Origin of the sequence: Bradyrhizobium sp. 142 (assembly GCF_023074015.1) — a bacterium.
Lineage (GTDB): Bacteria > Pseudomonadota > Alphaproteobacteria > Rhizobiales > Xanthobacteraceae > Bradyrhizobium.
Map to the genome: position 1 here is coordinate 1 of NZ_JADPKQ010000058.1, position 22,570 is coordinate 22,570.

At 61.9% G+C, this 22,570-nt stretch carries 22 protein-coding genes and 3 pseudogenes; 6 read left to right on the forward strand and 19 right to left on the reverse strand.

Translation table 11 applies throughout. From position 1 onward, the window contains the following. Positions 1 to 347 precede the first annotated feature (347 nt). Complete coding sequence (locus tag IVA82_RS48905) at positions 348 to 887, forward strand: metallophosphoesterase family protein (protein WP_346659667.1); 540 nt, start codon at positions 348 to 350, stop codon at positions 885 to 887. On the opposite strand, the gene IVA82_RS06295 is transcribed toward IVA82_RS48905, so the two are convergent. The 15 genes and pseudogenes from IVA82_RS06295 to IVA82_RS06365 form a co-directional block, all read right to left on the reverse strand. Then, complete coding sequence (locus tag IVA82_RS06295) at positions 776 to 1,840, reverse strand: UDP-glucuronic acid decarboxylase family protein (RefSeq protein ID WP_247387268.1); 1,065 nt, start codon at positions 1,838 to 1,840, stop codon at positions 776 to 778. The two genes, IVA82_RS48905 and IVA82_RS06295, sit on opposite strands and share 112 nt — an antisense overlap. A 15-nt stretch (positions 1,841 to 1,855) precedes the next feature. Beyond that, positions 1,856 to 2,980, reverse strand: a complete 1,125-nt coding sequence (locus tag IVA82_RS06300) for a glycosyltransferase (RefSeq protein WP_247387267.1) — start codon at positions 2,978 to 2,980, stop codon at positions 1,856 to 1,858. Continuing rightward, positions 2,977 to 4,065: a glycosyltransferase gene (locus IVA82_RS06305; RefSeq protein ID WP_247387266.1), complete on the reverse strand. Its 1,089-nt coding sequence runs from the start codon at positions 4,063 to 4,065 to the stop codon at positions 2,977 to 2,979. The genes IVA82_RS06300 and IVA82_RS06305 overlap by 4 nt, the downstream gene beginning before the upstream one ends. Continuing rightward, positions 4,062 to 5,189 (reverse strand): glycosyltransferase, encoded by a 1,128-nt coding sequence (locus tag IVA82_RS06310; protein ID WP_247387265.1) that lies wholly within the window; start codon positions 5,187 to 5,189, stop codon positions 4,062 to 4,064. The genes IVA82_RS06305 and IVA82_RS06310 overlap by 4 nt, the downstream gene beginning before the upstream one ends. Continuing rightward, positions 5,186 to 6,298, reverse strand: coding sequence for a glycosyltransferase family 4 protein (locus IVA82_RS06315; RefSeq protein WP_247387264.1), 1,113 nt, complete (start codon positions 6,296 to 6,298; stop codon positions 5,186 to 5,188). Before IVA82_RS06315 ends, IVA82_RS06310 begins: the two co-directional genes overlap by 4 nt. Then, positions 6,295 to 7,581: a TIGR04295 family B12-binding domain-containing radical SAM protein gene (locus IVA82_RS06320; protein WP_247387263.1), complete on the reverse strand. Its 1,287-nt coding sequence runs from the start codon at positions 7,579 to 7,581 to the stop codon at positions 6,295 to 6,297. Before IVA82_RS06320 ends, IVA82_RS06315 begins: the two co-directional genes overlap by 4 nt. After that, complete coding sequence (locus IVA82_RS06325; RefSeq protein WP_247387262.1) at positions 7,578 to 8,636, reverse strand: GDP-mannose 4,6-dehydratase; 1,059 nt, start codon at positions 8,634 to 8,636, stop codon at positions 7,578 to 7,580. The genes IVA82_RS06320 and IVA82_RS06325 overlap by 4 nt, the downstream gene beginning before the upstream one ends. Further along, complete coding sequence (locus IVA82_RS06330; protein ID WP_247387261.1) at positions 8,636 to 9,748, reverse strand: NAD-dependent epimerase/dehydratase family protein; 1,113 nt, start codon at positions 9,746 to 9,748, stop codon at positions 8,636 to 8,638. Before IVA82_RS06330 ends, IVA82_RS06325 begins: the two co-directional genes overlap by 1 nt. A gap of 172 nt (positions 9,749 to 9,920) precedes the next feature. Next, positions 9,921 to 11,139: pseudogene (locus tag IVA82_RS06335) on the reverse strand (phosphopentomutase). Then, complete coding sequence (locus IVA82_RS06340) at positions 11,127 to 12,077, reverse strand: beta-xylosidase (RefSeq protein ID WP_247387259.1); 951 nt, start codon at positions 12,075 to 12,077, stop codon at positions 11,127 to 11,129. The pseudogene IVA82_RS06335 and the gene IVA82_RS06340 overlap by 13 nt, the downstream one beginning before the upstream one ends. Continuing rightward, positions 12,077 to 12,841 (reverse strand): TIGR04290 family methyltransferase, encoded by a 765-nt coding sequence (locus IVA82_RS06345; protein ID WP_247387258.1) that lies wholly within the window; start codon positions 12,839 to 12,841, stop codon positions 12,077 to 12,079. Before IVA82_RS06345 ends, IVA82_RS06340 begins: the two co-directional genes overlap by 1 nt. Further along, positions 12,838 to 13,647, reverse strand: a complete 810-nt coding sequence (locus IVA82_RS06350; RefSeq protein WP_247387257.1) for a nucleotidyltransferase family protein — start codon at positions 13,645 to 13,647, stop codon at positions 12,838 to 12,840. Before IVA82_RS06350 ends, IVA82_RS06345 begins: the two co-directional genes overlap by 4 nt. A gap of 3 nt (positions 13,648 to 13,650) precedes the next feature. Next, a pseudogene (locus IVA82_RS06355) lies at positions 13,651 to 14,753 on the reverse strand (glycosyltransferase). Beyond that, positions 14,750 to 15,346 (reverse strand): histidine phosphatase family protein, encoded by a 597-nt coding sequence (locus IVA82_RS06360; RefSeq protein WP_247387255.1) that lies wholly within the window; start codon positions 15,344 to 15,346, stop codon positions 14,750 to 14,752. Before IVA82_RS06360 ends, IVA82_RS06355 begins: the two are co-directional and overlap by 4 nt. Further along, entirely contained in the window at positions 15,346 to 16,446 is a 1,101-nt protein-coding gene (locus IVA82_RS06365; protein WP_247387254.1) for an inositol-3-phosphate synthase, read from the reverse strand. The genes IVA82_RS06360 and IVA82_RS06365 overlap by 1 nt, the downstream gene beginning before the upstream one ends. Positions 16,447 to 16,775: 329 nt before the next feature. On the opposite strand from IVA82_RS06365, the gene IVA82_RS06370 reads away from it, so the two are divergent. Beyond that, positions 16,776 to 17,072, forward strand: a complete 297-nt coding sequence (locus IVA82_RS06370) for a bifunctional DNA primase/polymerase (RefSeq protein ID WP_247387270.1) — start codon at positions 16,776 to 16,778, stop codon at positions 17,070 to 17,072. A 25-nt stretch (positions 17,073 to 17,097) separates the two neighbouring features. Then, positions 17,098 to 18,015 carry a hypothetical protein gene (locus IVA82_RS06375; protein ID WP_247387269.1) on the forward strand — a complete coding sequence of 306 codons (918 nt, stop codon included), beginning with the start codon at positions 17,098 to 17,100 and terminating at the stop codon, positions 18,013 to 18,015. Positions 18,016 to 18,018: 3 nt separating this feature from the next. On the opposite strand, the gene IVA82_RS06380 is transcribed toward IVA82_RS06375, so the two are convergent. Then, positions 18,019 to 18,801, reverse strand: a complete 783-nt coding sequence (locus tag IVA82_RS06380; protein WP_247387253.1) for a Crp/Fnr family transcriptional regulator — start codon at positions 18,799 to 18,801, stop codon at positions 18,019 to 18,021. 303 nt (positions 18,802 to 19,104) lie between these two features. Then, positions 19,105 to 19,641 carry a DUF1003 domain-containing protein gene (locus IVA82_RS06385; protein WP_247387252.1) on the reverse strand — a complete coding sequence of 179 codons (537 nt, stop codon included), beginning with the start codon at positions 19,639 to 19,641 and terminating at the stop codon, positions 19,105 to 19,107. Positions 19,642 to 19,810: 169 nt separating this feature from the next. On the opposite strand from IVA82_RS06385, the gene IVA82_RS06390 reads away from it, so the two are divergent. Next, entirely contained in the window at positions 19,811 to 20,113 is a 303-nt protein-coding gene (locus tag IVA82_RS06390) for an FAD-dependent oxidoreductase (protein WP_247387251.1), read from the forward strand. A gap of 47 nt (positions 20,114 to 20,160) precedes the next feature. On the opposite strand, the gene IVA82_RS06395 is transcribed toward IVA82_RS06390, so the two are convergent. Together IVA82_RS06395 and IVA82_RS06400 are read right to left on the reverse strand one after the other, a co-directional pair. Next, complete coding sequence (locus IVA82_RS06395) at positions 20,161 to 20,697, reverse strand: helix-turn-helix domain-containing protein (protein ID WP_247387250.1); 537 nt, start codon at positions 20,695 to 20,697, stop codon at positions 20,161 to 20,163. A 694-nt stretch (positions 20,698 to 21,391) separates the two neighbouring features. After that, positions 21,392 to 21,571 carry a CsbD family protein gene (locus tag IVA82_RS06400; protein WP_247387249.1) on the reverse strand — a complete coding sequence of 60 codons (180 nt, stop codon included), beginning with the start codon at positions 21,569 to 21,571 and terminating at the stop codon, positions 21,392 to 21,394. 268 nt (positions 21,572 to 21,839) lie between these two features. On the opposite strand from IVA82_RS06400, the gene IVA82_RS06405 reads away from it, so the two are divergent. Further along, the gene (locus IVA82_RS06405) at positions 21,840 to 22,016 is read left to right on the forward strand and encodes a hypothetical protein (protein ID WP_247387248.1); all 177 of its coding nucleotides are present in this window, start codon (positions 21,840 to 21,842) and stop codon (positions 22,014 to 22,016) included. A 213-nt stretch (positions 22,017 to 22,229) separates the two neighbouring features. Then, positions 22,230 to 22,391: pseudogene (locus tag IVA82_RS06410) on the forward strand (transposase); the annotation flags it as partial. Positions 22,392 to 22,570: the final 179 nt, after the last annotated feature.

Here is a 22,570-nt window from a genome sequence, read left to right on the forward strand (position 1 = left end):
CGCCGACCATTCCCCCGAAAAGTTCGGGCCGCCGCAGCACACCATCGTGCAGCGCTTGTTGCGATCACTCAGACGCAACGGAGCCAAGGTGATCATCCCGCGTACAGTACCGGCCACTACTGGTGATCCCGGGACTGGAGCCGTCGCTGCGTGTGATGGGCACTCCGCGACGGCCCCAGTCCCTCCGATCCTGCGAGCAATGACGCAACCTCGGACCGGCCGACAGTCGGAGCTACATCCGTCAAGCGAAAGTAACATCCTCAGATGAGGCAATAGGCCCTATCGGCGCCTTGGACGCCGATTGGGGGTCAAATGGCTCGCCGATTTACAGCTACTGCTTCTACGTCATGCATGACCTCAACGCACTGAGCGTTGTCCCGGCTGATCTCGGCATCGACATCGTGGTGTCGGGCCATTCCCATCGCGTGCAGATCAGCACCCGGGACGACGTGCTTTACCTCAACCCGGGAAGCGCCGGGCGACGCAGGTTCAAGCTGCCGATCACACTGGCAACGCTCGCATTGGACACGGACGGCCCCCTCCGGCATCATCCACGACCTCGACCGCGTTTGATGAGACCAAGCCGCGTCGAGGATCGGGGATCGGCCAGCTTCCAAACGGCAGCGAGCGAGGATGACATCATCCGCCTGTTTTGCCCGACGTCGCAAGCGAAAGTTCGTAAAATCCGGAAAACCTTGTGGCGCGCAGTCAGGTCATTGATTTGCTTGTCCCGGCTACTGTGCATGGGGTTGTTTTCGCATTCTTTGGAACGTCATCACGTGCGCTCCGCAAGGGTCAGTCGTCTGCGGGCCGTGCGGCCGGTCCTGCCCGCGGCGATTGCCGGAGTCAACGCCGGGGCATCGGTCGCGATGCGAAGCGCGAAATAGGCGATGGTCGCCTGCAGGCCGTCTTTCAGCGGCACGCGCGGACGCCATCCCAGCGACCGTTCGGCGATGTCGATGACGGGCTTGCGACGCTTGGGATCGTCCTTGGGCAGCGCCTCGAAGCGAAGCGGGGACGTCGAACGGGTGTACGACAGAACTTCGCGGGCGATGGCTTCGATCGTGACCTCATGCGGGTTTCCCAGGTTGCACGGGCCGGTGACCTCGGCCGGGCTCTCCATCAGAAGCTGCAATCCGCGCACGAGGTCGTCGACGAAGCAGAAGCTCCTGGTCTGAGTCCCGCGGCCGTAGATCGTGATCGGTTCGCCCCGCAGGGCCTGCACGATGAAGTTCGAGACGACCCGTCCGTCGTTCTCCAGCATGCGGGGCCCATAGGTGTTGAAAATCCGCGCGACCTTGATCTCGATCCCGTGCTGCCGGTGGTAGTCGAACATCAATGTCTCTGCGGCGCGCTTGCCCTCGTCATAGCAGGCGCGTGGCCCGATCGGATTGACGTTGCCGAGGTAGGACTCCGGCTGAGGGTGGATTTCCGGGTCGCCATACACCTCGCTGGTGGATGCCTGAAGCACGCGCGCCGACTTTCGGCGCGCAAGCTCGAGCGTGTTCATGGTGCCGATCACGCAGGTGTTCATCGTGCCGATCGGATCCTTCTGGTAATGGCGCGGCGAGGCCGGGCAGGCGAGGCTGTAGATCCGACCGACCGGCTCGTCGATGTCCAGTGGCTCACGGACGTCGTGCTCGATGAAGCGAAAATTCGGGTGGTTGAGCAGGGGCCGGATGTTCGCGATCGTGCCGGTGAAGAGGTTGTCGAGACAAATCACCCTGTGGCCGCGCTGCAGCAGCGCATCACACAGGTGCGAGCCGATAAAGCCGGCACCGCCGGCGATGAAGGCGGTCGAGGTCGGGCGCGGAGCACGAATGCGAGTTTGAAACGTCACGGTTATTCTCTCCCTTCAGAGCTCGGCGACCTGCACCGGCCGGATATCAGGTAGTCTCTTGGATTTCCGACGGCGCCGCGCGCGAGCCTCCAGATAGTATGTCTCCAGTTGCTGCGCTCGGTGCCCTGACGTGTGATCGGCAAGAACGCGCCTTCTCGCGTTCGCCGCAATCGCGCGTCGGCGGTCTTCAGGCATGTCCCGCAGGATCTCGACCATCTCGTTTGGCTCGGAGACGATGAGGATTTCAGAAGACGGCTCGAATATCGTTTCAATGCCCGGCCATTGGTCCGAGATGATCGGGGTGCCGCAGGCCGCCGCTTCGAACAGGCGAACGCTTGGGGAGAAGCCGAGGGCGCGCATGTCGCTGCGGGTCACATTCAGGGTGAAGCGCTGTTCGGAATAGAACGTCGGATGTTGCTGAGGCGTGAGATGCTCGATCCGGGTCACATTGTCGGGCCAGATGATGTGCTCGGGGTATTGTGCGCCAGCGAGCACAAATTGCTCGGTCGGCAGGGCTCGGGCAGGAGCCAGAAGCAACTTTTCGAGAACAGGCTGCCTGTCGTCGCTATACGTTCCGAGATAACCCAGCGACCATTTCCGCTCTGCCTGCCTGGGAGCATAGAGCTTTGTGTCGGCGCTGCAGTAGAGCGCTCGAGCCAGCGGGCTGCCGTAATCCTCCTCGATCATCTGCGGGACCGGGCCGCCGGTAAAGGACAGATACAAGTCGAAGCGTGGGATCATTGCGGCCGAAAGGTAGTCCAGCCCTTGTTCGAGGCGGGACAGCGTGACCGGCGTATCGATGTCGTAGAAGGCCGTAATTCCCTGAGCCTGGCTTGTCACCCAGTCCGAGATGGCGATGCCATCAGACACGTACGAACCGACGATCGCCAGATCGGCAGCACGGATGAGCGGTCCGAAGCGGGATGGAATGTCGCTGAGCGATTGATAGAGGTGGACGCTCCACCTCGATGGGTTGACCAGATCGCGATGATTTCGATACCAGGCGACGTCACGCTCCAGGAAGCTGACGCAGTGGCCTCGTTGTGCCAGGGCTTCGATCAGGGCGCGGTAAGTCGTGGCATGACCGTTGCCCCATGACGATGTGACCGAAAGACCAATGACGACGATGTTGAGGTTCATTCTGCTGCCTCGATACGTGGAGTGCTTCCGAAAAAGAGTTCGTTGAACTGACGCGCGCGATGCCGATAAGTATGATGATCGAGGATGTGCGCGCGGGCGCAGCCGGCGATTGCCCGAGCGCGATCGGGGGTCAAAGTGTTGATGTGGTCCGCCACCTCCGCAGCCGTCGCCGCGACCAGGACCTCCCGTCCTGGCTCGAGAAAATGATCGATGCCATCCCATTTATCGGTGATGAGGCAGGCGCCGGCGCCAATGGCCTCGAACACGCGTGTCGGGGGTGAGAAGCCGTAGCGTGCCATGCTGTCGCGATTGACATTCAGCGTCGCCAGAGCCGAGCCGAAGAAGCCGTTGTGATCGGCGGTGCCGACGTGTCCGACCTTCCGCAGATTGGCCGGCGTATCCTTGGTCTCCCAACCGGAGCCGCCGAGCACGAAGCTCTTTTCCGGCAGGAGGCGCGACACCTCGATGAAGAACCGCTCGACCCGCTGTTCGCGATCGGGGAGCCGGTTCGCCAGCAGACTGAGATCGCAGCTGAACCGCGGAATTTGGGGCGCCGGAAAGTGCGTGGCCGGATCGAGCGCATTGTAGATCGGCACGCAATCGCTCGCGCCCATGGCGCGGTACGCAGACACGACCGCAGCGCCGCCGCCATAGGTCAGCACCATGTCGTAGGACGCAATGGCACGGCGCAAATGATGCTGCGGGTTCTGCTGCATCGCTTCGAGCGTGGCGGGGGCGTCGACATCCCAATAGATCCGCATCCCTTTCGACGGGATCGTGGCGGCAGCGAGTTCGAGCTCCTCATCGAAGACGCCGACGCCGCTGGCCTTGATCAGCATGTCCGCCGATTTGGCGGCGGCTTCAAGACTGCCTTGCCAGCCGTCCGGCGTTGCTGGATAGACGATCACCCGCGCCCAGTCGGGGTTCTCGATATCGCGATGCCCCTGCCGTTCGAATGCGTCCGGCTCGAAGAAGGTGACCTCGTGTCCGAGCGCCGCGATCTCCTTCAGCATGCCACGATAATAGGTCGCGGCACCGTTCCAGTAGGATGATACGAGGCTCGATCCGAAGATGCAGATCTTCATGCGACGGCTCCGATGGTTGGCTTGCTCTGCGGCTGGCCTGAGGCCCGGATGCCCTCGACGATATCAAGGAGCTGTTGCGCCCGATGACGGCAGGTGTGCTTTTCGCTGATCACACGGAGCCCGGTTCGCACCATCGCGGATGACAGCTCGCGGTCATCCAAGAGCGTGCGCAATGCCCGTTTCATCTGTGCACCATCGCCAACGCTGAGATAGGCGCCATCGGGGAATAGCCCCTCCGCATCGGACCACGGCGCGGAGGCGAGGGGGATGCCGCACGCCATCGCTTCGAAGACGCGGATGGTAGGTATTCCCGGAAGAGAACGGACATAGGGCGCCCGTGGCACATGCACCGTCGCGCGTGCACTGGCAAAGGCTGCGGGAGCCCAATGTGCCGGTAGCCAGCCGCCGTATCGGATGCCGGCTCCCCGAATCGTCTCGAGCGCCGCGTCCGAGTAGCGAACGCCATAGATGCTCGCCCGGAGCTTCAATGCTGCCACCGGTTCGACCAGGAACTCGTTCAGTTCGGCTCCGCGCTCGCCATCGCCCCAATTGCCGATCCAGATCAGATCGTCGGTGCGCGTGATGTCCGGCAACGGATGGTATAGGGCGGTATCCGCCGCCTCGTGCCAGGTGAACACGCGGTCGGCCCATCCTAGCTTCAGGTAGATCTGCCGAAGCACCTCGCCGAAGGCAAGCACGCCGTCGAAGCCCTCGAGGTTGAACTGGGCAAGTTCGTGAGGCGCGCTGACCGCGCGATGGTGAGTATCGTGAAACAGCAACGTGTAGGAAGCCCCTTGCGCGCGCCTGCGCCCGAGCTGCGCGATCAGGTCGGGGGAATTCCACTCATGGACGATCACGAGATTTGCGCCGTCAGTCGCATTATCGAGATCGAGGAAAGCATCATAGCGGCGGATATCGATCCCGGGCAGCAGAGCCGCGAGGTCGTCGAGTGCATGCGGACCGCCTTCGCGTATCGCATTCAATCGGCTCCAGCCGTCGATCGGCTCGAAGACGACGACCTCATGACCCAGCGCGTGCAGCTCGCGCGCGTAGCCGCGGAGGAAATGTGCGTTGCCGTTGTTCCAGCACGAGGTGAACGCATGGTAGAACAGAACGCATTTCATGCCCGCACCTCGATCTGGTCTTCTGCGGTGTTGACAGCGCGTGATGGGAGCAAGCTTTCGTAGAGTCTCAAATAAGCGCTGGTCATTCGTGTCTGCGAATAGATCAGGGAATGCTCATAAGCGGCACGCTGCAGCCGCGAGCGCTCGCGCGCGTCGACGCAGAGACCGGCGAGCGCACCATGCAGCGCGTCGGCATCGGTCGGATCCACGAATACGGCGGCTCCGTTCCACAATTCCCTAAACGTTGGAATGTCGGATAGGACGAGAGCGCAGCCGGCTGCTGCGGCCTCCAGGACGGAGAGGCCGAACGGCTCGTAGAGCGCCGGGCTGACAAAGAGTGCGGCATGCCGCATGCGAGTGTGCACGGCATCGTGCGGCAGGTGGCCAAGCCAGCTCACGGAGGCTGACGGGCTTGCCTCGGCCGAGCCCGCGACCTCAACAGGCCAGGCTAGTCCATGCGCGGCCGCCGTGAGAGCTTCGATGTTCTTGGCACGGTCCCAAAGCCGTCCGGCCGCGAGAATTAGGTCCTGTTTTCGCGCGGCGAAGTCGCTTGGTGCGATCCCGTTCCAGATCACGGAGCCTCTGGAGCGAGGACGGTAGAGTTCGCTGATCACGTCGTGGAAGGATTGACTCGGGCACACCCAGGCCTGCGCCTCGTCGAGAGCCGCCGCAAGGCGCTCGGTGTAGCGGCGCCACCGCGGCTCCTCAAGCCACGTCGTGTCCCGGCACGCTTGCGCCCAGGAATTGACGCAGGAATGCGCGACGAGCACCGTCGGCGCATGCCAGCCGAAACACGCTTCGCGGAAGCTGTTGAGGTGAACGACATCCGGCCGGAGCTCGGCCTCGAGGCTGGCGAGCGCGCGGCTCGCGTCAGCCACATTGGCGCCTTCAGGATCCTGCCACTCGAGCGCGAGATCCGTCTCGATCAGGCGCACACCGGACCGCTGCAGCCGCTCCCGCTCTTCTGTTCGCGCGCGAGGGCCCATCGTCGCGAGCGTGACCTCGACATCTCTCTTTGCGAGGTCCGAGACGAGACCGCAGGAATAGGTCCACACGCCTCCCACCGTGTCGGTGGTCATCAGGAGTCTGATGTCCGAACTGCGGTTCATGGCATCACCTGGAGTTCGAGCGCATCGAGCGGGACGGGGCGATCGTTCTGGACGTCGCTGAATCGGTCGAACATCGCGAGGTAATGCTGATGGGCGCGCTCCCAGGCGAAGTCGTCGGGTTCGCCCCACAATTTGCGATAGTCCGGTGATCCCGGATAGGGATAGAGAGGGACGGGGTCATTGGCCCAGACCCCGGCGTCCTGCATCTGGCGACGCCAGCGTTGCACGACCGGATCGTCATCCTCGGGCATTTCAATCAAATTGGCCTGCACGAAGGGAACGTGACGACGCGCTTCGGACAGTCGCTCTGCCAGCTGATCGGTGGTCATCCTGCAGTTCTTCGCAAGCGCGGCGCGCCCCTCAACCGTCAGGCTCTCGATCCCGGCCTCGATCGAAACGCAGCCGGCGCGGCCGAGCAGCACTAGCATGTCCGGCTTCCAAAGGTCGATCCGCGTCTGCACGCCGAACTTCAACCCCCGCGTCGTCAGTTCCTGCAGCAGCTCTGCGTTCGGAAGAAAGATCTCGTCGATGAAGTAGACATACTCGACACACTGACGGCGGAGGCCGTCGATCTCATCGAGAATGGCGGCCAGCGGACGCTTGCGATAAGCATTCCGGAAATTGTCCTTGGCGCAGAAGGTGCAACTGTAAGGACAACCTCGCGAGGCCTCGACTTCGGCACCGGGAGCAAGCGGCTCGGCTTCAAAGCGGTGATGGTGGTGATGGTGTCGGCGGATCATCTCGTCCGGCCAGCGCAGCGGCGGTTGATCCGTAAAGCGGGCAGCCTGCGGGCCACCATTGACCTGGACGGAAGCTCCGTCCCTAAAGCACAGGCCAGCAAAGTCGCGTTCGCCGTTGGCCAGGCGGAGCAACGAGATCTCGCATTCGCCCATGATGACAATGTCGGCACCAAGCTTCTTCATCGCCGCCTTCGGCGTGGTCGAGCCGTGAGGGCCGACCGCAACCAGGACCGGGGCGAGGTCTCGAATCGCAAGCGCGAGTTGCTGTGGCAAACGAAGCTCAGGGGGCGCGCAACGCCAGAACAGATAGGTTGGAGCTGTGGTAATCGCGACCAGATCTGGACCGAACGCGCGCAGCTCGGCCTCGATGTCGGCGAGCGACAGATCGAACATGTGGGCATCGATCAGCAGCGTCTCGTGTCCCGCCGTCTTCAAGTAATGCTCGGAAATACCAAGCTCGAGCGGCAGGTGAGGCGATCGGCAGCCGAAGTAGATGCTGCCGCCGAACTCCCAGTTGGGATTGATGAGGGCGACCCGCGTCATGCCCTGGCCTCGCAGCTGCCGTCTGATGATCCGAAGCGGCTTTGCAGCCAGGTATGGAGTGAGCGGAGGCCTTCCGCGAACCCAAGCTGCGGCGCCCAACCAAGCGCATCGGACAAGGCGCTTGTATCCGTGACGTACCAGGGCTGATCGCCGGGACGCCAGTCGGCGAAACTGTAGGCAACGGCTCGGCCTGTCAGGTCGCCGATCCGGTCGATCAATTCCAGCAGGCTGATTGCATTGCGCGGACCGCCGCCGAGATTGAATACGCGTCCGCGGGCCAGCTCGATGCGGTCGAGCGCCGCGAGCCAGGCTCTGATTGCATCTGAGACATGGAGCGCATCGCGAACCTGCTTGCCGTCACCGTAGATCGTGAGCGGATTACGTTGGATCGCGCTCAGCAGAAAGTGAGCAATCCAGCCTTGATCTTCAGTGCCGAACTGGCGCGGGCCATAGATGCAGCTCATGCGCATCACGACCGTACGAAGTCCGAACACGCGGGCGTAATCGTGAACGTACTGGTCCGCAGTGCCCTTGGAACAACCGTAGGGGCTATAGAAATCGAGCGGCGTCTTTTCGGAAACACCGCCAGCCAGACCATCACTCGTCGGCACATAGCGCCGGCCGGAAAGCGTGATCGCGCTGTCGTCGATCAAGCGGCCATACACCTTGTTCGTCGAGGCGAAGATCAGCGGCGCCGAGCGATTATGCAGGCGAACAGCTTCAAGCACATTCAGCGTACCGCGCGCATTGATCTCGAAATCGGAAGCGGGATCGCTCACGCTGTCGGTGACGGCGACCTGCGCCGCGAGGTGCAGAACCGCCCGGGCTTCGCGCACGGCGTCGATAATAGGGATCGGATCGCGGATATCGGCAATCGTGACGGCCACCCGGTCGCCGTGCCTGGATTTGAGCCACTGGGCATTTTCACGCACTCCGGCGCGGGCGAGATTGTCCAGCACCAAGACGTTGTCACCTCGCTCGGCAAGCCGATCGGCTAGATTGCAGCCGATGAAGCCGCAGCCGCCGGTGATCAGGACGGGTCTGTTGTCAGTCATTACGCAACCAATCCTCGTTGCAGCAGCTCGCTGGTTGCTCGCTCGGCCTGATCGTCGGCGATCTGATCGGCAAGGTATTCCGCGAGCTCTTCAAGGCCGTCCTTGAATCGGATATGCGGCACGAACCCGAGCACGTCGCGAGATTTTCCGATGTCGGCGAAGCAGTGCCGTATGTCGCCTGCGCGATGTTTCCGGGTGATCTTGGGTTGGAGATCAGGCCGCCCCATGACGTCGGCGAGATCCTGCGCGACCGAAAGGATGTTGCGGCTCTGGCCCGAACCGACGTTGAAGACGTCCCGGGCGTGATCGGCTTCGAGTGCCATGCGGCACGCACGAGCGACGTCATGCACATGGACGAAATCGCGGCGCTGAAGGCCATCTTCGAACACGAGAGGCGGTCGTCCGTTGAGCAGTCGGGCGGCGAAGATCGCGAGCACCCCGGTATAAGGGTTGGACAGGGCTTGGCGAGGACCGAACACATTGAAGAAGCGCAACGCTAATGTCGGAATGCCGTAGGCTTTGCCCGTGATCAGGCACATGCGTTCCTGTGCGTACTTGTTCAGCGCATAGATCGAGCTCAACGAAGGCTGCTTGGTCTCGGGAGTGGGAACGGGTTCGAGAGCATCGCCTGCATTGTCGTGCAATTCCCAGTCCCCGCGGCGAAGCTGTTCGATCGGCCGTTCCTCACAAGCGATTACGCTCTGGCCGGCGCTGCGATAAAGTCCTTCGCCATAGATGCTCATCGAGGAGGCGACCACCAACCGCTCGATTGGACGCTTTGACAGCGCCTGCAGCAGCACGGCGGTGCCTACCTCGTTGGTCCTGACATAGGGCTCTATATCGTACATGCTCTGGCCGACTCCTACCGCGGAGGCGAGATGCAGGACCATGTCGGTCCCTCGCAGCGCGCGTTCGACCGCGTTGGCGTCAGTCACGTCGCCGATGATGAGCTCTGCGTCGGCGACCAGATAGGAGGGGCGCTGGCGGTTGCCGCCGTGAACCTGTGGCGAGAGATTGTCGAGCAGCCTGACTTCGTAGCCGGCGGCCAACAGGCCATCGGCCGCATGCGATCCGATGAAACCCGCGCCACCCGTGATCAATACTCGCGTCATTCACCGCTCCGTGCGCATGGAGGCCGATCCTGCGGGATCGACCTGGATGAGTGTGGAAGCGCGCTCTGCTGTCGGTCGGGCGACCCGCGCGCCAGTCACGTTCGAAGTTAGAAGCGATGCAAGGAATGTTGGTTCCTGCAAAATGTACAAACGAAAGTTTCTCTAACCTGGATCAATAATCTGAGTGAATCGCCGAACCCACCTTCAAAAATACGCACCGTGCATCGGCTCTGGCGTTCGATGTGCCTTGCGACAGTTGCCCAATGTCTGCAAAGCCAGTTCGTCGACCGATGCGGTAAGAGCGTCTGGCGTTCGCCACGAGAACAGGGACTTGCTCACGCGTGTGATCAGTGCCCGGCCAGGTGGGATCGCAGCCGTGATCCGCGGTGATGATCAGGAGATCATCGCTTCGCAGTCGATTGAGCAGTTGCGGCAGCCTTGCGTCGAATGCTTCGAGGGCCGCGGCGTATCCGGCGACGTCCCTGCGATGCCCGTAGGTCGTATCGAAATCGACGAAGTTGGAAAACAACAGTCCGCCCTCCGCCAAGCCGTCCAGTCCATCAAGGGTGGCATCGAAGAGTGCGTCATTGCCGTCGCCTCGCGTATTCCGTCCGGTTCCACGGTGCGCGAAGGTGTCGTCGATCTTGCCGATGGAGACGATGTCACGACGGTCATTTTTGGCAACGCCAGGATAGTGCGTTCCGTAGGAGGAACGGAGAAATCCCGGCGGCGCCCCGGTCCGTCTGAATCCGGCGCTGGGAGTGCCGACAAATGGCCGCGCAATGACGCGCCCGATCTTGAGCGGATCGATCAGTCTGCGCGCCGTCAGGCAGACGTCGTAGAGGCGATCGATCCCTAAGTGCGCCGCAATCTGAGACACGCTGTCGGCGGAGGTGTAGCAGATCGGCTCGCCGCTCTGCATGTGGCGCTTGCCAAGTTCGGCGATGATCTGCGTCCCCGATGCATGACAGTTTCCGAGAATGCCAGGCAGACCGGCCTCCACGCACAGGCGTCTTCACCAGGTCGCCGGGAAAGCGGGTACGCTTTTCGGAAAATATCCCCAATCGAAGGGTACAGGCACGCCGGAGATTTCCCAATGCCCGGAAGGGTGTCCTTGCCTTTCGATATCTCGCTTGCGCATCCAGATTGTGGAGGTCTGGTCCGAGCCTCGAGGTCCGCCGGTGTGCGCCCGGTGGCCAGGAGGCAAACTGCCCAAGGCCGAGCCCAATCAAATTGGGAATGCGGAGGTCCCGGCTCGCATTGTCGGCTGTGGCGGCGAAGCAGGCGTCAGCGATGTGGCCGACCGTATCTGCGCCCTCATCACCATAGCGCACAGCGTCGGGAGCAGCGCCGATACCGACGGAATCCATCACCAGGATCAGGGCACGCATATCGGCTCCGTCGTGGCCGGTTGCGGCGAGGCCGCGGGTGCCAACCCGGTCCTCGTGCAATAGCGTTCGACCATCTCGGCGCAAAAATCGGCGAACTCGTTCGCGTCCATTGGTGGGCTGGTGTGATGAGGCGCGAGCCCGCGATGTTCAGGCGTGAAGCAGAATGTCACGGTGACCTGGAATTCGGCCAGGGCGTCCATCTGGCGGTCAAACCAATTAAGGGCGTTGGAGCGGAAACTGTCGGCCCACGAGAGCCCCGTCCGGAGATGGATTATCCCGAGACGGCGCATCCATTCGGCTGCCTGGCGCAAGCGATGATCCTCGAAGTGAAACCACTGGCAGAGCCCGACGTCGCGCGCGTATTGGCCGAACTTCTCCAGCGCGGCCTTTGGCGTGCCGTCTTCCCGCAGCAGCCCCATATGAAAATGCCGGTAGTAGGAGGAGCCTTCGGCCTCCTTGTGCCGGGTCGTCGCCTCCCAGGCGGCAGGCAGGTCGTAAAGGCTGTACCAGTGGATCCGCGGCGCGCGGCCGATCAGGAGCTCGGCCGTGCGAGACAGGCCCCAGGCCTGGACCTCTTCAGCACCGAATGATGACACGCCGACCTCGGTGACCCAGACCGGCAGCGAAGTCACCGCCTTGATATCGTCGAGCTTGTTCGGCCACTCCCCGATCTGCCACAAATTCCAGTCGAGCGGAAAGCCATGCACCGCCACCGCGTCGACATGATCGAGGACGCCGCGCGCCTGCATGTTACGGATGAAGGACGGATCGATCGGCGATATGCCGCCCAGCACGCGGGGCAAGGTTGGACGTGCCGTCCGAATGGCCTTGCCCGCGGCGATCGCGGTGTCCGCAAACATCGCCCAGTCCGGATCGATCTGGAGGTCCCAATGCGATTTGTTGTTCGGCTCGTTCCAGATCTTGGCAGCTTCGATCATCAACCCACCTTCCGCGACGGGTAAACGGGGCCATCGGCCTGTGGCCGCTCCGTTTGCTTGCAGAGATAGACCTCGTCTTCAGGATGCGCCGTGATGGCAAAGCCGGAGCTGCGAAGCATGGCTTCCACGCACGCACGATTGGGGATCCACCAGTTGGTGGGATCGTCGGCATATTTATGCTCGACGAAGTGAAGCTTGGGATAGCCCGGAGTGTTGAATTGATCTGTGGTCCAGAAGTCATAGTCCTTCTCGATTGGCGCGATGTGGTTATCGCCGCGAAGCATCGACTGGAACAGCAGGAGATCGCCGGCGACGTGTTCGTGGATCAGGTCGAGGACAAGCAGGGGATGCCGCAGGTGATAGAGCACGCCCATGAAGATCACTAAATCGAACTTTTCGCGGAGCTGTCCGACGTCGTAGGCGGACATCTTGCGGAATTCGATGCGGAGCCCGTTGACCTCCGCGGCGAAGCGGGCCTGCGCCAGATATTCTTCGTCGGTGTCGAGGCCGAGCACGCGCTCGGCGCCACGACGCTTCATTTCCATCGCGTAGAAGCCGGCATTACAGCCGATATCCAGCACGGTCTTGCCTTCGAGCCGGTCCGGAATGATTCCCGAGAAACGCCGCCACTTCACGTTAGGGTAGTCTCCGAGGAAATGCGCCGGCGCGGTCGGAACGCCATCGAGATCGAGATTGTGAAACCATGGACCGAGCGCGTCGACGCGCCGGCGGATTTCGTCACGGGAAAGAGCCGATCGAGTCATGCGATCACTCCGTTGTTGATTAGGGGCGCTGCGGGGATCGTTTCCGCCGATGCGCCGGCCCACAGGCGCGCACGACCATTCCCGGCACTGGCCTCGGCAAGCAGCGCCATCGCCGTGCGATAGCCATCAATAGTGCCGACATCAACATAGGACTCGCCGGCCTTGACCCCGGTGCCGCGGCCCCCAGCGGCGAGGTAAGCATTGACCAACGTTCCGAAATATTCGTCGCAGTGGTCGCGCTCGTTCCACAACGCCTGCAGCTCGCGAAATCCGCGTGCCGACATTCGGAAGGCGCCCCAGATCCATTTTGAGGACGCGTTGCCTTGTTTGACCTGGATTTCGGTCACTCGATCGCCATCGAGCACCACGGCGTCGAAGAATTCCGGATGTTCTACGGGAAATAGCAGGAACGACAGATCAGCGCCCGGCAGCGCGCGCAAGGCAGCGGCGGGAAACCAGACCGTGTCCGGCAGCCCCACAATCACGTCCTCGCCTCTGCCGACGACCGTACTCGCCCTGAACACGGCGTCGCATAGGCCGAGAGGCTCCGGCTGCACCACATAGGCGAGCTGGGCGCTGCCATAATGGTCGCCGAAATACTCGAGAATGTCGGACTTCCCGGGCGAAATGACGAAGCAGATCTTGTCGGCGCCGCCAAGAATCAAGCGCTCCAGGAGATACTCGGAGACGGCACAAGGACGTGCGGTGCCGTCTTCGCCGCGGCTGCCGACGGGAAGCAGTTCTTTCGAAAAGGCGAGCGGCTGAATGCGGCTGCCGCGACCTGCGGCCGGGACGATTCCCCACATGATCTAGGCCTCCTCGATTTGCCGCTCGGGCATGCGGCCGGACGCTGCGCGTTCGAGCAGCGCAACGAGTTCATTGGCTCGCTTGTCCGATGTGTGCTGGTCCATGGTCCGCTCGCGTCCGCGTCGCGCGATGCGTTGCAGTTCGGCATCAGGCATCGCCAAAGCGGCCAGCGCATCGTCCTCGTCCTTCGCAAGCAGGATTTCGTCGCTGGGAACGAAGAACGTATCGATGCCTTCCCAGCCGTCGCTGAGGAGAGGAACTCCGCAGGCTGCGGCTTCGAACAGGCGCCCGGAGGGACACCATCCCATTTCCGCCATCGTCAGGCGCGTCACATTGAGCGTCAGGCGGGACGAAGCGAAAAAAGCGGCATGTTCGGATGGCGGCAGATGCCGGACGAAATAGATGTTTGGTGACCAAGGAAACTCATCGGGGTACTGCGCGCCGCCGATCAGAAAGCGCAGGTCGCGCCTGTTACGCGCGGGCGCCACGAACAGCTCTTCGAGCGTCCGCTGACGATCATCGGAGTAGGTGCCCAGATAGGACAGATCTGCACGGTAATGCGATTGCGGCGAGACTGGCCGATGAATGTCGGTATCGACGTGACCATAGAGCGGCTCGATGTGACGCGCGCCGAGCCTGGAGCGGAATTCATGCGAAATGCGGGGGCCGCCGGTGAAGCTCAGGACCAGATCGAAATCCTGGAGGCCGCGCGGGCCGATATACGACACGGCTTCTCCCGCTACGAGTCTCGCCAGCGTCACGGGGTGTCGAGGTCGTAGAACACCGGGAGGGCGCGTCCTTCCGTGAGGATCAAGTCGGTTGCCGCGATTGCGTCCGGGCAATAGGACGTGACGATCGCAACGTCGGCGTCGCGGAGATCTTGCTTCGCAATGGGGCGGACAGAGTCCCAATCCGGGAACAGGTTCAACTGGCCGCCCGGCAGTTCGTCGAGATCACGAGCGCCGGCATAGTACGGGACGTCGCGCTCGAAGAACACGATAGTGTGCCCCAGTTGCACCAGATGTTTGCAAAGGCCTCGCCACAAGGTGGCATGACCGTTGCCCCAGGAGGAGGAGATGGTCAGACCGAATATGACGATCTTCACGCGTTTACCCGCGGATTGATTCCGGTGATTCTGATTTTGTCGTGATCGACAGTGAGCGTGCTGACGCTGCCCGGCTCGATCTCCAAGGAGAGAAAGTCGTCGAGCCTGATCCCCTGATAATGCATGAGTGCGGCGCGGATCGGCTCGGCATGACTGACGACAACGACGGTGTCGTTGCCGGGGTCGCTCCGCAGATGCTCGAGATGGTCGACGACGCGTCGCTGAAGAGCTCGCATGCTCTCGCCGCCGGGCGGCCGGCTCATGCCGCGCTGCGTGTTCCAGACCGACCATCGCGGATCTCGGGCAAGGTCGTCAAACGATCGCCCGGTCCAATCGCCGTATTCCAGTTCATCGAGAGCTGGCACGATCTCGACCGCGCGACCGTAATGCGCGGCCAGAATGCAGGCGGACTGCAGGCAGCGCCGCTGTGGGCTCGATTGAACCAAGGTCGGCCGAGGGCTGATCGCATCGGCGCAGCGCGCGATCTCCTCGCAGCCCAGCTCGTCGAGCGAGACGCCTTTCATCCGGCCGCACAGCGTGCGGCCGAGCAGGGGGTGATGACCGTGACGGACGAGATGAATGATTCTCGCCATCACGCGTAGGCCTTATCGTCGATGAAGGCCCGGGCTCTGCGCCCGGCTTCCTCGTCGGTGAACTGCTGCGGCGGCGACTTCATGAAATAGCTCGAAGGGCCCGTCAGTGCGCCGGCCACGCCGCGATCCATGGCGAGCTTGGCGCAACGCACCGCGTCGATGACGACACCCGCCGAGTTCGGAGAATCCCAGACCTCGAGCTTCACCTCGACGCTCAGGGGAACGCCGCCAAAGGTGGTGCCCTCCAGCCGGATGTAGGCGAGCTTCCGGTCGGTGAGCCAGGGGACGTGATCGCTCGGCCCGACATGGATGTTGTCGGCGTCCATGGGCACGTCGAACTGGCTGGTGACGGCCTGGGTCTTCGAGATCTTCTTGGATGTCAGGCGTTCGCGTTCGAGCATGTTCTTGAAATCGGTGTTGCCGCCGACGTTGAGTTGATAGGTGCGGTCCAGGCGGACGCCGCGGTCGCGGAACAGGTTGGCGAGCACACGGTGAAGGATGGTAGCGCCGACCTGGCTCTTGATGTCGTCGCCAATGATCGGCAGACCGGCTTGCTCGAATCGTGCTCGCCAATCCGGATTGGAGGCGATGAAGACCGGGATGCAGTTGACATAGCCGCAACCGGCCTCGATCGCGCGGGCAGCATACCATTCGCTTGCGTGCTGTGAGCCGACCGGAAGATAGGACACCAGAACGTCGGTGCGCGACATCGCCAGAACCTCCGCAACGTCCGCTTCGGGCGCCTTGGAAATTGGAATGTCGTCCTGGAGGTAGCGGCCGACGCCATCCACCACCGGCCCGCGCTGCACGATCACGCCGGTCGCGGCGACGTCGGAAAAGCGTTGCGTGTTGTTCGGCCTGGCCCAGATCGCTTCAGCAACATCGCGCCCGACCTTGTCGGCGTTGACGTCGAACGCCGAAGCGATCTGAATGTCGCTGATGTGATAGCCGCCGACATCGGCGTTCATCAATCCGGGCACCGGTTCGTTCGACTTTGCATTCCGGTAGTAGGTGAGTCCCTGGACCAGGGAGCTCGCACAGTTGCCGATGCCTACGATGCCGACGCGTACGCGTTGCCTGTCTTGAAGACGCGAATGCATGAACTGATGCCCTCCGGAAAAGCAGCGCGGTCGACGTAAGTAGATCGGCGAACGTGCGGAAGGTATGTTCGTTCCAGTGCCAATCATGCTGTGCAGCGGGTTGATCGCGTCAAATCCCGACAAAAAGCGATAAGCTTAACCTGGATTAGAATCTGCGGAATCTCTTGAGGAACGATCTTCTTCTTGGTTGAAGAACATGAAGAAGATGATGGATGACAATGCGGTCCGCGGGCGGTGGTCAGAAAGAACAAATCCCGTCGGCCGACGTTTCAGCGGAAGCGGGCGGACTCGCCATGTCGAGTTCCAGCGGTAAACCAGGGAGGTGTCAAATGAAGGCAAGTCATGCAAGGACGCAGAACAGCGAGGCCCAACAGACCACTGACCACGACGTCATCAGGCAATGGGCGGAGGAACGCGGCGGAAAACCGGCGGCCGTGAAGGCGACGGAAGAGAACGGACATGCGGGCATCCTGCGGATCGATTTCGACCCGCCGGATGAAGGCCTCGACCGGATCAGCTGGGACGAGTTCTTCGAGAAGTTCGACGAATCCGGGATCGCGTTCCTTCATCAGGACCGGACCAAGGATGGCAAACTCAGCCGTTTCCATAAGTTCGTGAAAGCTTAAGAGGGATGGTCCCGACGTGGACGGGATGAACAGCTGGATGGCAGCGACGCGTGCGGGGGATTTCGCTCGCGCCTGGGCCATTACTGACCGCGATCTGGCAGCGCTTGCCTTTGTTCCCAAGCACACTGGTCCGCGTCATCTGCAGCGAATATGGCGCGGCGAAGAACTGGCGAACAAACGCGTGCTGGTCCGCTGCTATCATGGGCTCGGCGACACCATCCAGTTCCTCCGCTTCATGCCTGCACTCAGGATGATCGCGCGCAGCGTGACGGTCTGGTGCCAGGCCGAGTTATTGCCCCTGGTCGAACGGACCGAAGGCGTCAATCTCGCCATTCCCCTCCATGACGGTACGCCTTGCACCGAGTTTGATGCCGATATCGAGATCATGGAGGTTCCGCACGCGATCAGGGCGGGGCGCGGATTGGTCGAGATGAGCGCGCCCTATCTGACGCTGCCTCCGGGCGGCGTAGCCGCAGGACCACTTCAACATTGCCAGAATCTGGCCGTAGGTCTGGTCTGGGAGGTCGGTGCCTGGGATAAGCGGCGTGCCGTTCCGCCGGCGCTGTTGGGCCGCCTTGCCGCTGACGACAGAACTTTGTATTCGCTCCAGCGAGGGGGAGGGGGCGAACGGCTCCCCGAGACGGTCGCGCGAGATATCAGCACGCCGGACATTGTGGCCCTCGGTCATCTGATCCGACAGCTCGACCTCGTGATTTGCGTTGACACCATGATTGCGCACCTCGCGGGAGCGCTGGGATGCGAAGCATGGGTGCTGCTGCATGCCGACTGCGATTGGCGCTGGCCGGCCTCCGGCTCTCGCACGTTCTGGTATCCGACCTTGCGCCTTTTCCGCCAGAGGGCTCAAGGCAATTGGGACGACGTCATCGAAGAGGTGCGGCAGATGCTGCTCGCCCGCGCCGAACTGAAACGGCGGGCTGGGTGACTGTCACGCGACCGCCATGCCTGTCGAGACCGTCTGGCACTGCGGCGGCCGCACTCGCCTGTCTTTAGGTCGGATCCGCAGATAGGCTGGATCGAAATCAGCGAGACGAACGAGACCTGGCCAGTCCATGATCGTAATGGTTTTACCGTGCCATCGCAGCACGTCGCGGCGCCGCAGTTCCTGAATAGTGCGGTTTGCATGCACTGGGGATATGCCGCACGCCGCGGCGAGGTCGGATTGCGTGAAGGGCGATGCGAGAATGAGGTCCCGCGCAAGTCCGACGGCCCGGAGACGCTCGGTGATCTCGCAAATCAGATGGGCAACCCGGGTGAGAGCGTCGCGGCTGCCGAGGTTTAAGGTCCAGTCTCGCTGGATGGCGAGATCAGCAAGCAACATGAACAGTAGCGCGCGGGACATCGCGGCAGATCTTGCGGACAGCGCACGAAAGAAGCTATGCGGCACCAAGGCAACGACCGCAGACCCAAGAGCGATAAGGCTGCCTTCGGCATGCGATTGATAGAGCGTATGAAGGTCGGGAATATCGCCGGGAACATAGATCGCGGTAATTTGTCCGTCCCGGCCGCCGGCAATGTGCCAAGCGAGATAGCCTTGCAGCACGAGACAGCAACGGTCTGTTTCGTCGTGGCGACGCAGGAGTGACTGATGCGATCCCACGTGAGCGATGGCACTCGGCATCTCCGCCAGCAGGTCAAGATCTTCGACCGTCAGATCGGCCAGGCTCGTCAACCGGTCTGCGAGCTTGGAGAAAGAAAACCCTGCTTGCATCACGCGTCCATTACAAGTTCTCTCCTAATAGCCGTAAAAACGAACTTTCGCCGAGGAAGGTTCCACGGCTAGCGCGGTTTGGGACGACCAGGAAATGAGGGTGGGGGTCGGTTCGAAATCGCGGCTGATTGCCGGATACACAAGTCCGCGATAGGCGTCTGCCAGGCGCCGAGGTGCCGATCATCATCTCGAATTTCGGGGCGGTCCATGGTCGGACCGTGCCAGAGGAGACGATCGGGCGCTGTTGGACGCTCCGACCATGTGGAGGTGACGCGGGCGCCCCGACGAGGCCGCCGGTCTGCTTCACCGCCGGTTTGTTTCCTCGATCTTGTCCAGCACGTGCTCGGGAGCGATACTGCGGGACGCGTCGTCGAGATCTGCCTGAGACCTGGAGTCAATTTGCAGGCGGCGCGCGACCTGGTTGAGCACGTCGGCCACGTTGGTAAGCTCGTGCTCGGTTAGCAGGCTGATCTGCAGATCAAGATCTGCCCTCTTGTCGGCCTCGGCAGCCATCCGGTTCTGCGAGATCAGCACGAACGTCGAAAGAAAAATGGCTTCGACGGACGCAACCATGCCAAGCACGACGAAAGTCGGATCCCACGCCGTCACCCCCGGGATCCATCGCAAATTTGCGACGATCCAGAAGCCGAACGCTACGAGATGGAGGTAGACAAAACTCATGCTGCCCGCAAAGGCGGTGATAGAGTCGGCCAGCTTCTGTTGAGTGGTTGCCTCGGCCTGCCCGCGACGGCGGCGCTCGACGAGCGCCTGGATATTCCGCTCGAGAACAGGGCTCATTCCTTCAGGGGGTGGCGTCTTGTAAGTCAGATCGTTCCGCATGCGGCGCCAACGTGGGGGCTGCGGCGAGGTTCCTGTGAAGTTATGGACCCTTAAGGAGGTGTCGGGCTTATTCTTGCAAAGATCAAGGTAGCGCTCATGCTCGATTGTCTCGTCGGAACCGCCGGCCCGGAGAGAACTCGAACGGGACGGTATTCTCGTCTCTACAGGGATGAGCGAGCTCAGGGCGAGTGACAAGAAGATCTGGGCGACCACAAACGAAGGAGAGACGAGCTTCGATCTCCTCTATCCGGCCTTGGGCTGTGAGGTCAGATCCGGCCTTGGCGTGACGCTCGGCGCCGCGACCGGAGCTGCCGGCTGTCTCGAGGTCGATCAGCATCAATGCACAAGCGTTTCTGGAATCTTCGCAGCCGGCGACGTGGTCTCGGCCCTTCACCAGATCGCGGTCGGCACCGGCCACGCCGCGATCGCCGCCACACGCATTCACAAGATCTTGCCCACGCATCCACGCTAATGGAAAGGGATGGAGCGACTCCGTAGCGCGGACGCCGCAACCGAGCGTCAGCCCAATTCCTTGCGGGCCATCCTGACAGTCATTGTAAATAGAGGCCTGTCTTCGTTTCTCACGGTCACTGTCACCTGTGATCCCTTCGACGTTGAACACGTCCCTGGCGATCGACGTTGCGGCGATGATCGCTTCCCTCGTCGCGGGTTCGAGACCGGCATATTCGGTCCCCTCGCTGTCCGACACTGCGAGGAAATCGTCTTCGACGTCGAAATAATACCGCATGGCTCACAGCAATGGTCCAGGTGGAGATAAAGTGCGTCGAAGTCGGCCGCTTTTCTCAGCCTGGCCTCGTCCAGTAAGGAAATGCGCCCCCTGTCGAAATCCAGAAGACCCAGGCTGCGCAATTCCTGGACTACGCGATTCATATGGACCAAGCTCGTTCCGACGGCGTCGGCGAAGAGTGCTTGAGTTGCCGGAAAGCTGAAGGTCGTCCGTCGGTCCTCCCGATAACCTTCTATCTGGTGTACAATTCGAGCACGAGGTGCGCCACGCGACTCGTTGCATCCCGCCGGCCAACATTGCAGATCCACTCGCGGAAGATCGCGGCATCCGTCACGGTGTCCCGCCAAAGCGCCTGAGCAATGTTGGGGCGATGCTTTATCAGCTCTCGCAGACCATGGGGAATGAATCCATCACGACGTCAATGCGCTCGTCACCTGGCTGATGGAATGCCAGGATCTGACGCTGTCGGACGCCGACGATCTTCGACCGTAGAACAGACCCCTCGATGACCAGACAGCAGGCGGAAGGGCGATCCCCGATAGAAGCGATTGCCTCACCATTGGCCATCTGTTTGGTGGTTATCGGGAGACCGTTGATCGCGCGCTCATCCTCCTCATCGATCTCGGTGCTGACCTCTCTTCAGAAAACGTGCTGTAATCTCCGCCTTGGTCATCTCTCTTTCTCCTGCTCCGCAAAACACCATCTGAAAACAAAGGTTCCCGGGCGCTCGGAAGGCGAGGGGTCGGTGGTGGTAGAAGTGCTGCTTGACGCTGAGAGGCGCCAAGCGGTGGCCTCGGCTGATGCGCCAGTGAGGGCGAAGGCACTTCAGTTGACGTTGTCTGCCAGCATGTTGTGCAGGGCCGCGACAACTCCCTGCACGTGTTCCATCAGCGCGATTTCGCCCTGCTGTTTGTGGCGAATGGCGTGAGCCATCACGCGCAGACGATATCTCCAGGGCTGTGCCACATCTGGTTAGCCAACGGGCCGGAGGTGCGACGACGTTCACGTCAATTGCTTGAGCTTCTTCAGCGGATTGAGCTCGCTCGGCTTATCGAGGTCTTCGCGGCCGCGCTCCGCCTCGTCCTTGCCTTGCTCGTGGAGATCCTGATCTCCGATGATTTCGCCGATGGCTTGCTTTGCCTTGCCGGCGATCCGCTGCGTCACGCCCTTCGTCTTGCTCATCGTCAACCTCGATGTCGCGCCGCTGACCCCGGCGCCTGAAGGCGGCGAAGGGCCGGTATCGCGGTCTCTTCCAATTGACCTCCGGCAGCAGGGTGGGGACGCCGAAAGTCTGAGTGAGACGCTCTGGAAGGCCGATAGTTCCTGATTTCTTATGGGCACTCGATGGCGATAATCACGCCTTCATTGCCACGAAGGAGAAGGGAGTCGTCAGGCAACGGCTGCGGCTGGCGATCGAGATGCGTGGACATCAGGGGCCACGACCCTGCCAGTGCCATTTCCGAGGTTCGGCGGCGATGTTGAGCAGGACCAATATCCCGTCTCCGTTCCGCGCGCGTTTGAAGGCAAGGACATCGTTCCGCGAACGCAGCGGCTGCTGGTCGCCTTCGCGCAGGCACGGCTGACCGTGCGTACCGCGCTCGAATGCAGCACCGCAGCACCGCGTTGACCTGTGAGGAAAGAAATGGCCGCACCCGAGGGAAACCTTAGGTGCGGCCATCGCCGCTTACTGAGGCGGCCTTACAGTTGAACCCCACTACGGCAAACGGCCCCAGCCCCGGGGGAGCTGGAGCCGCTATTCCAATCTTCCGGCTGACTAGGGGTTGGTCTGGGCCGAAAGCACAATGGAAACGCGCTTCCTGTTGCGGGGTTCCTATTTCGGCGGCTCGCCGCCGAGCTGGCGTTCGACGCCTTCATCGAGAGCTACGCGCTGAAATACGAGAAGGCGGCCGACTGCCTGCGCAAGGATCGAGACACGCTGCTCGCATTCTACGACTTCCCGGCCGAGCACTGGAAACACTTGCGGACGACGGATGAGATGGACAAGCGATTTTTTCATTATCGAGATGACGCTTGCTGGAAATCGCGTGCGTCCATTCTTTTGTTCGGCCGCGCCGCAGGCCATTCTTCCGTCCCGGCCATCAATCTTGCAGCCGCCGCGCGCAGGGGCGGTCAAGGCTGGCCGCACTTGCGGCCACCGCAAGGCTTGGCCTTGACCGGCCC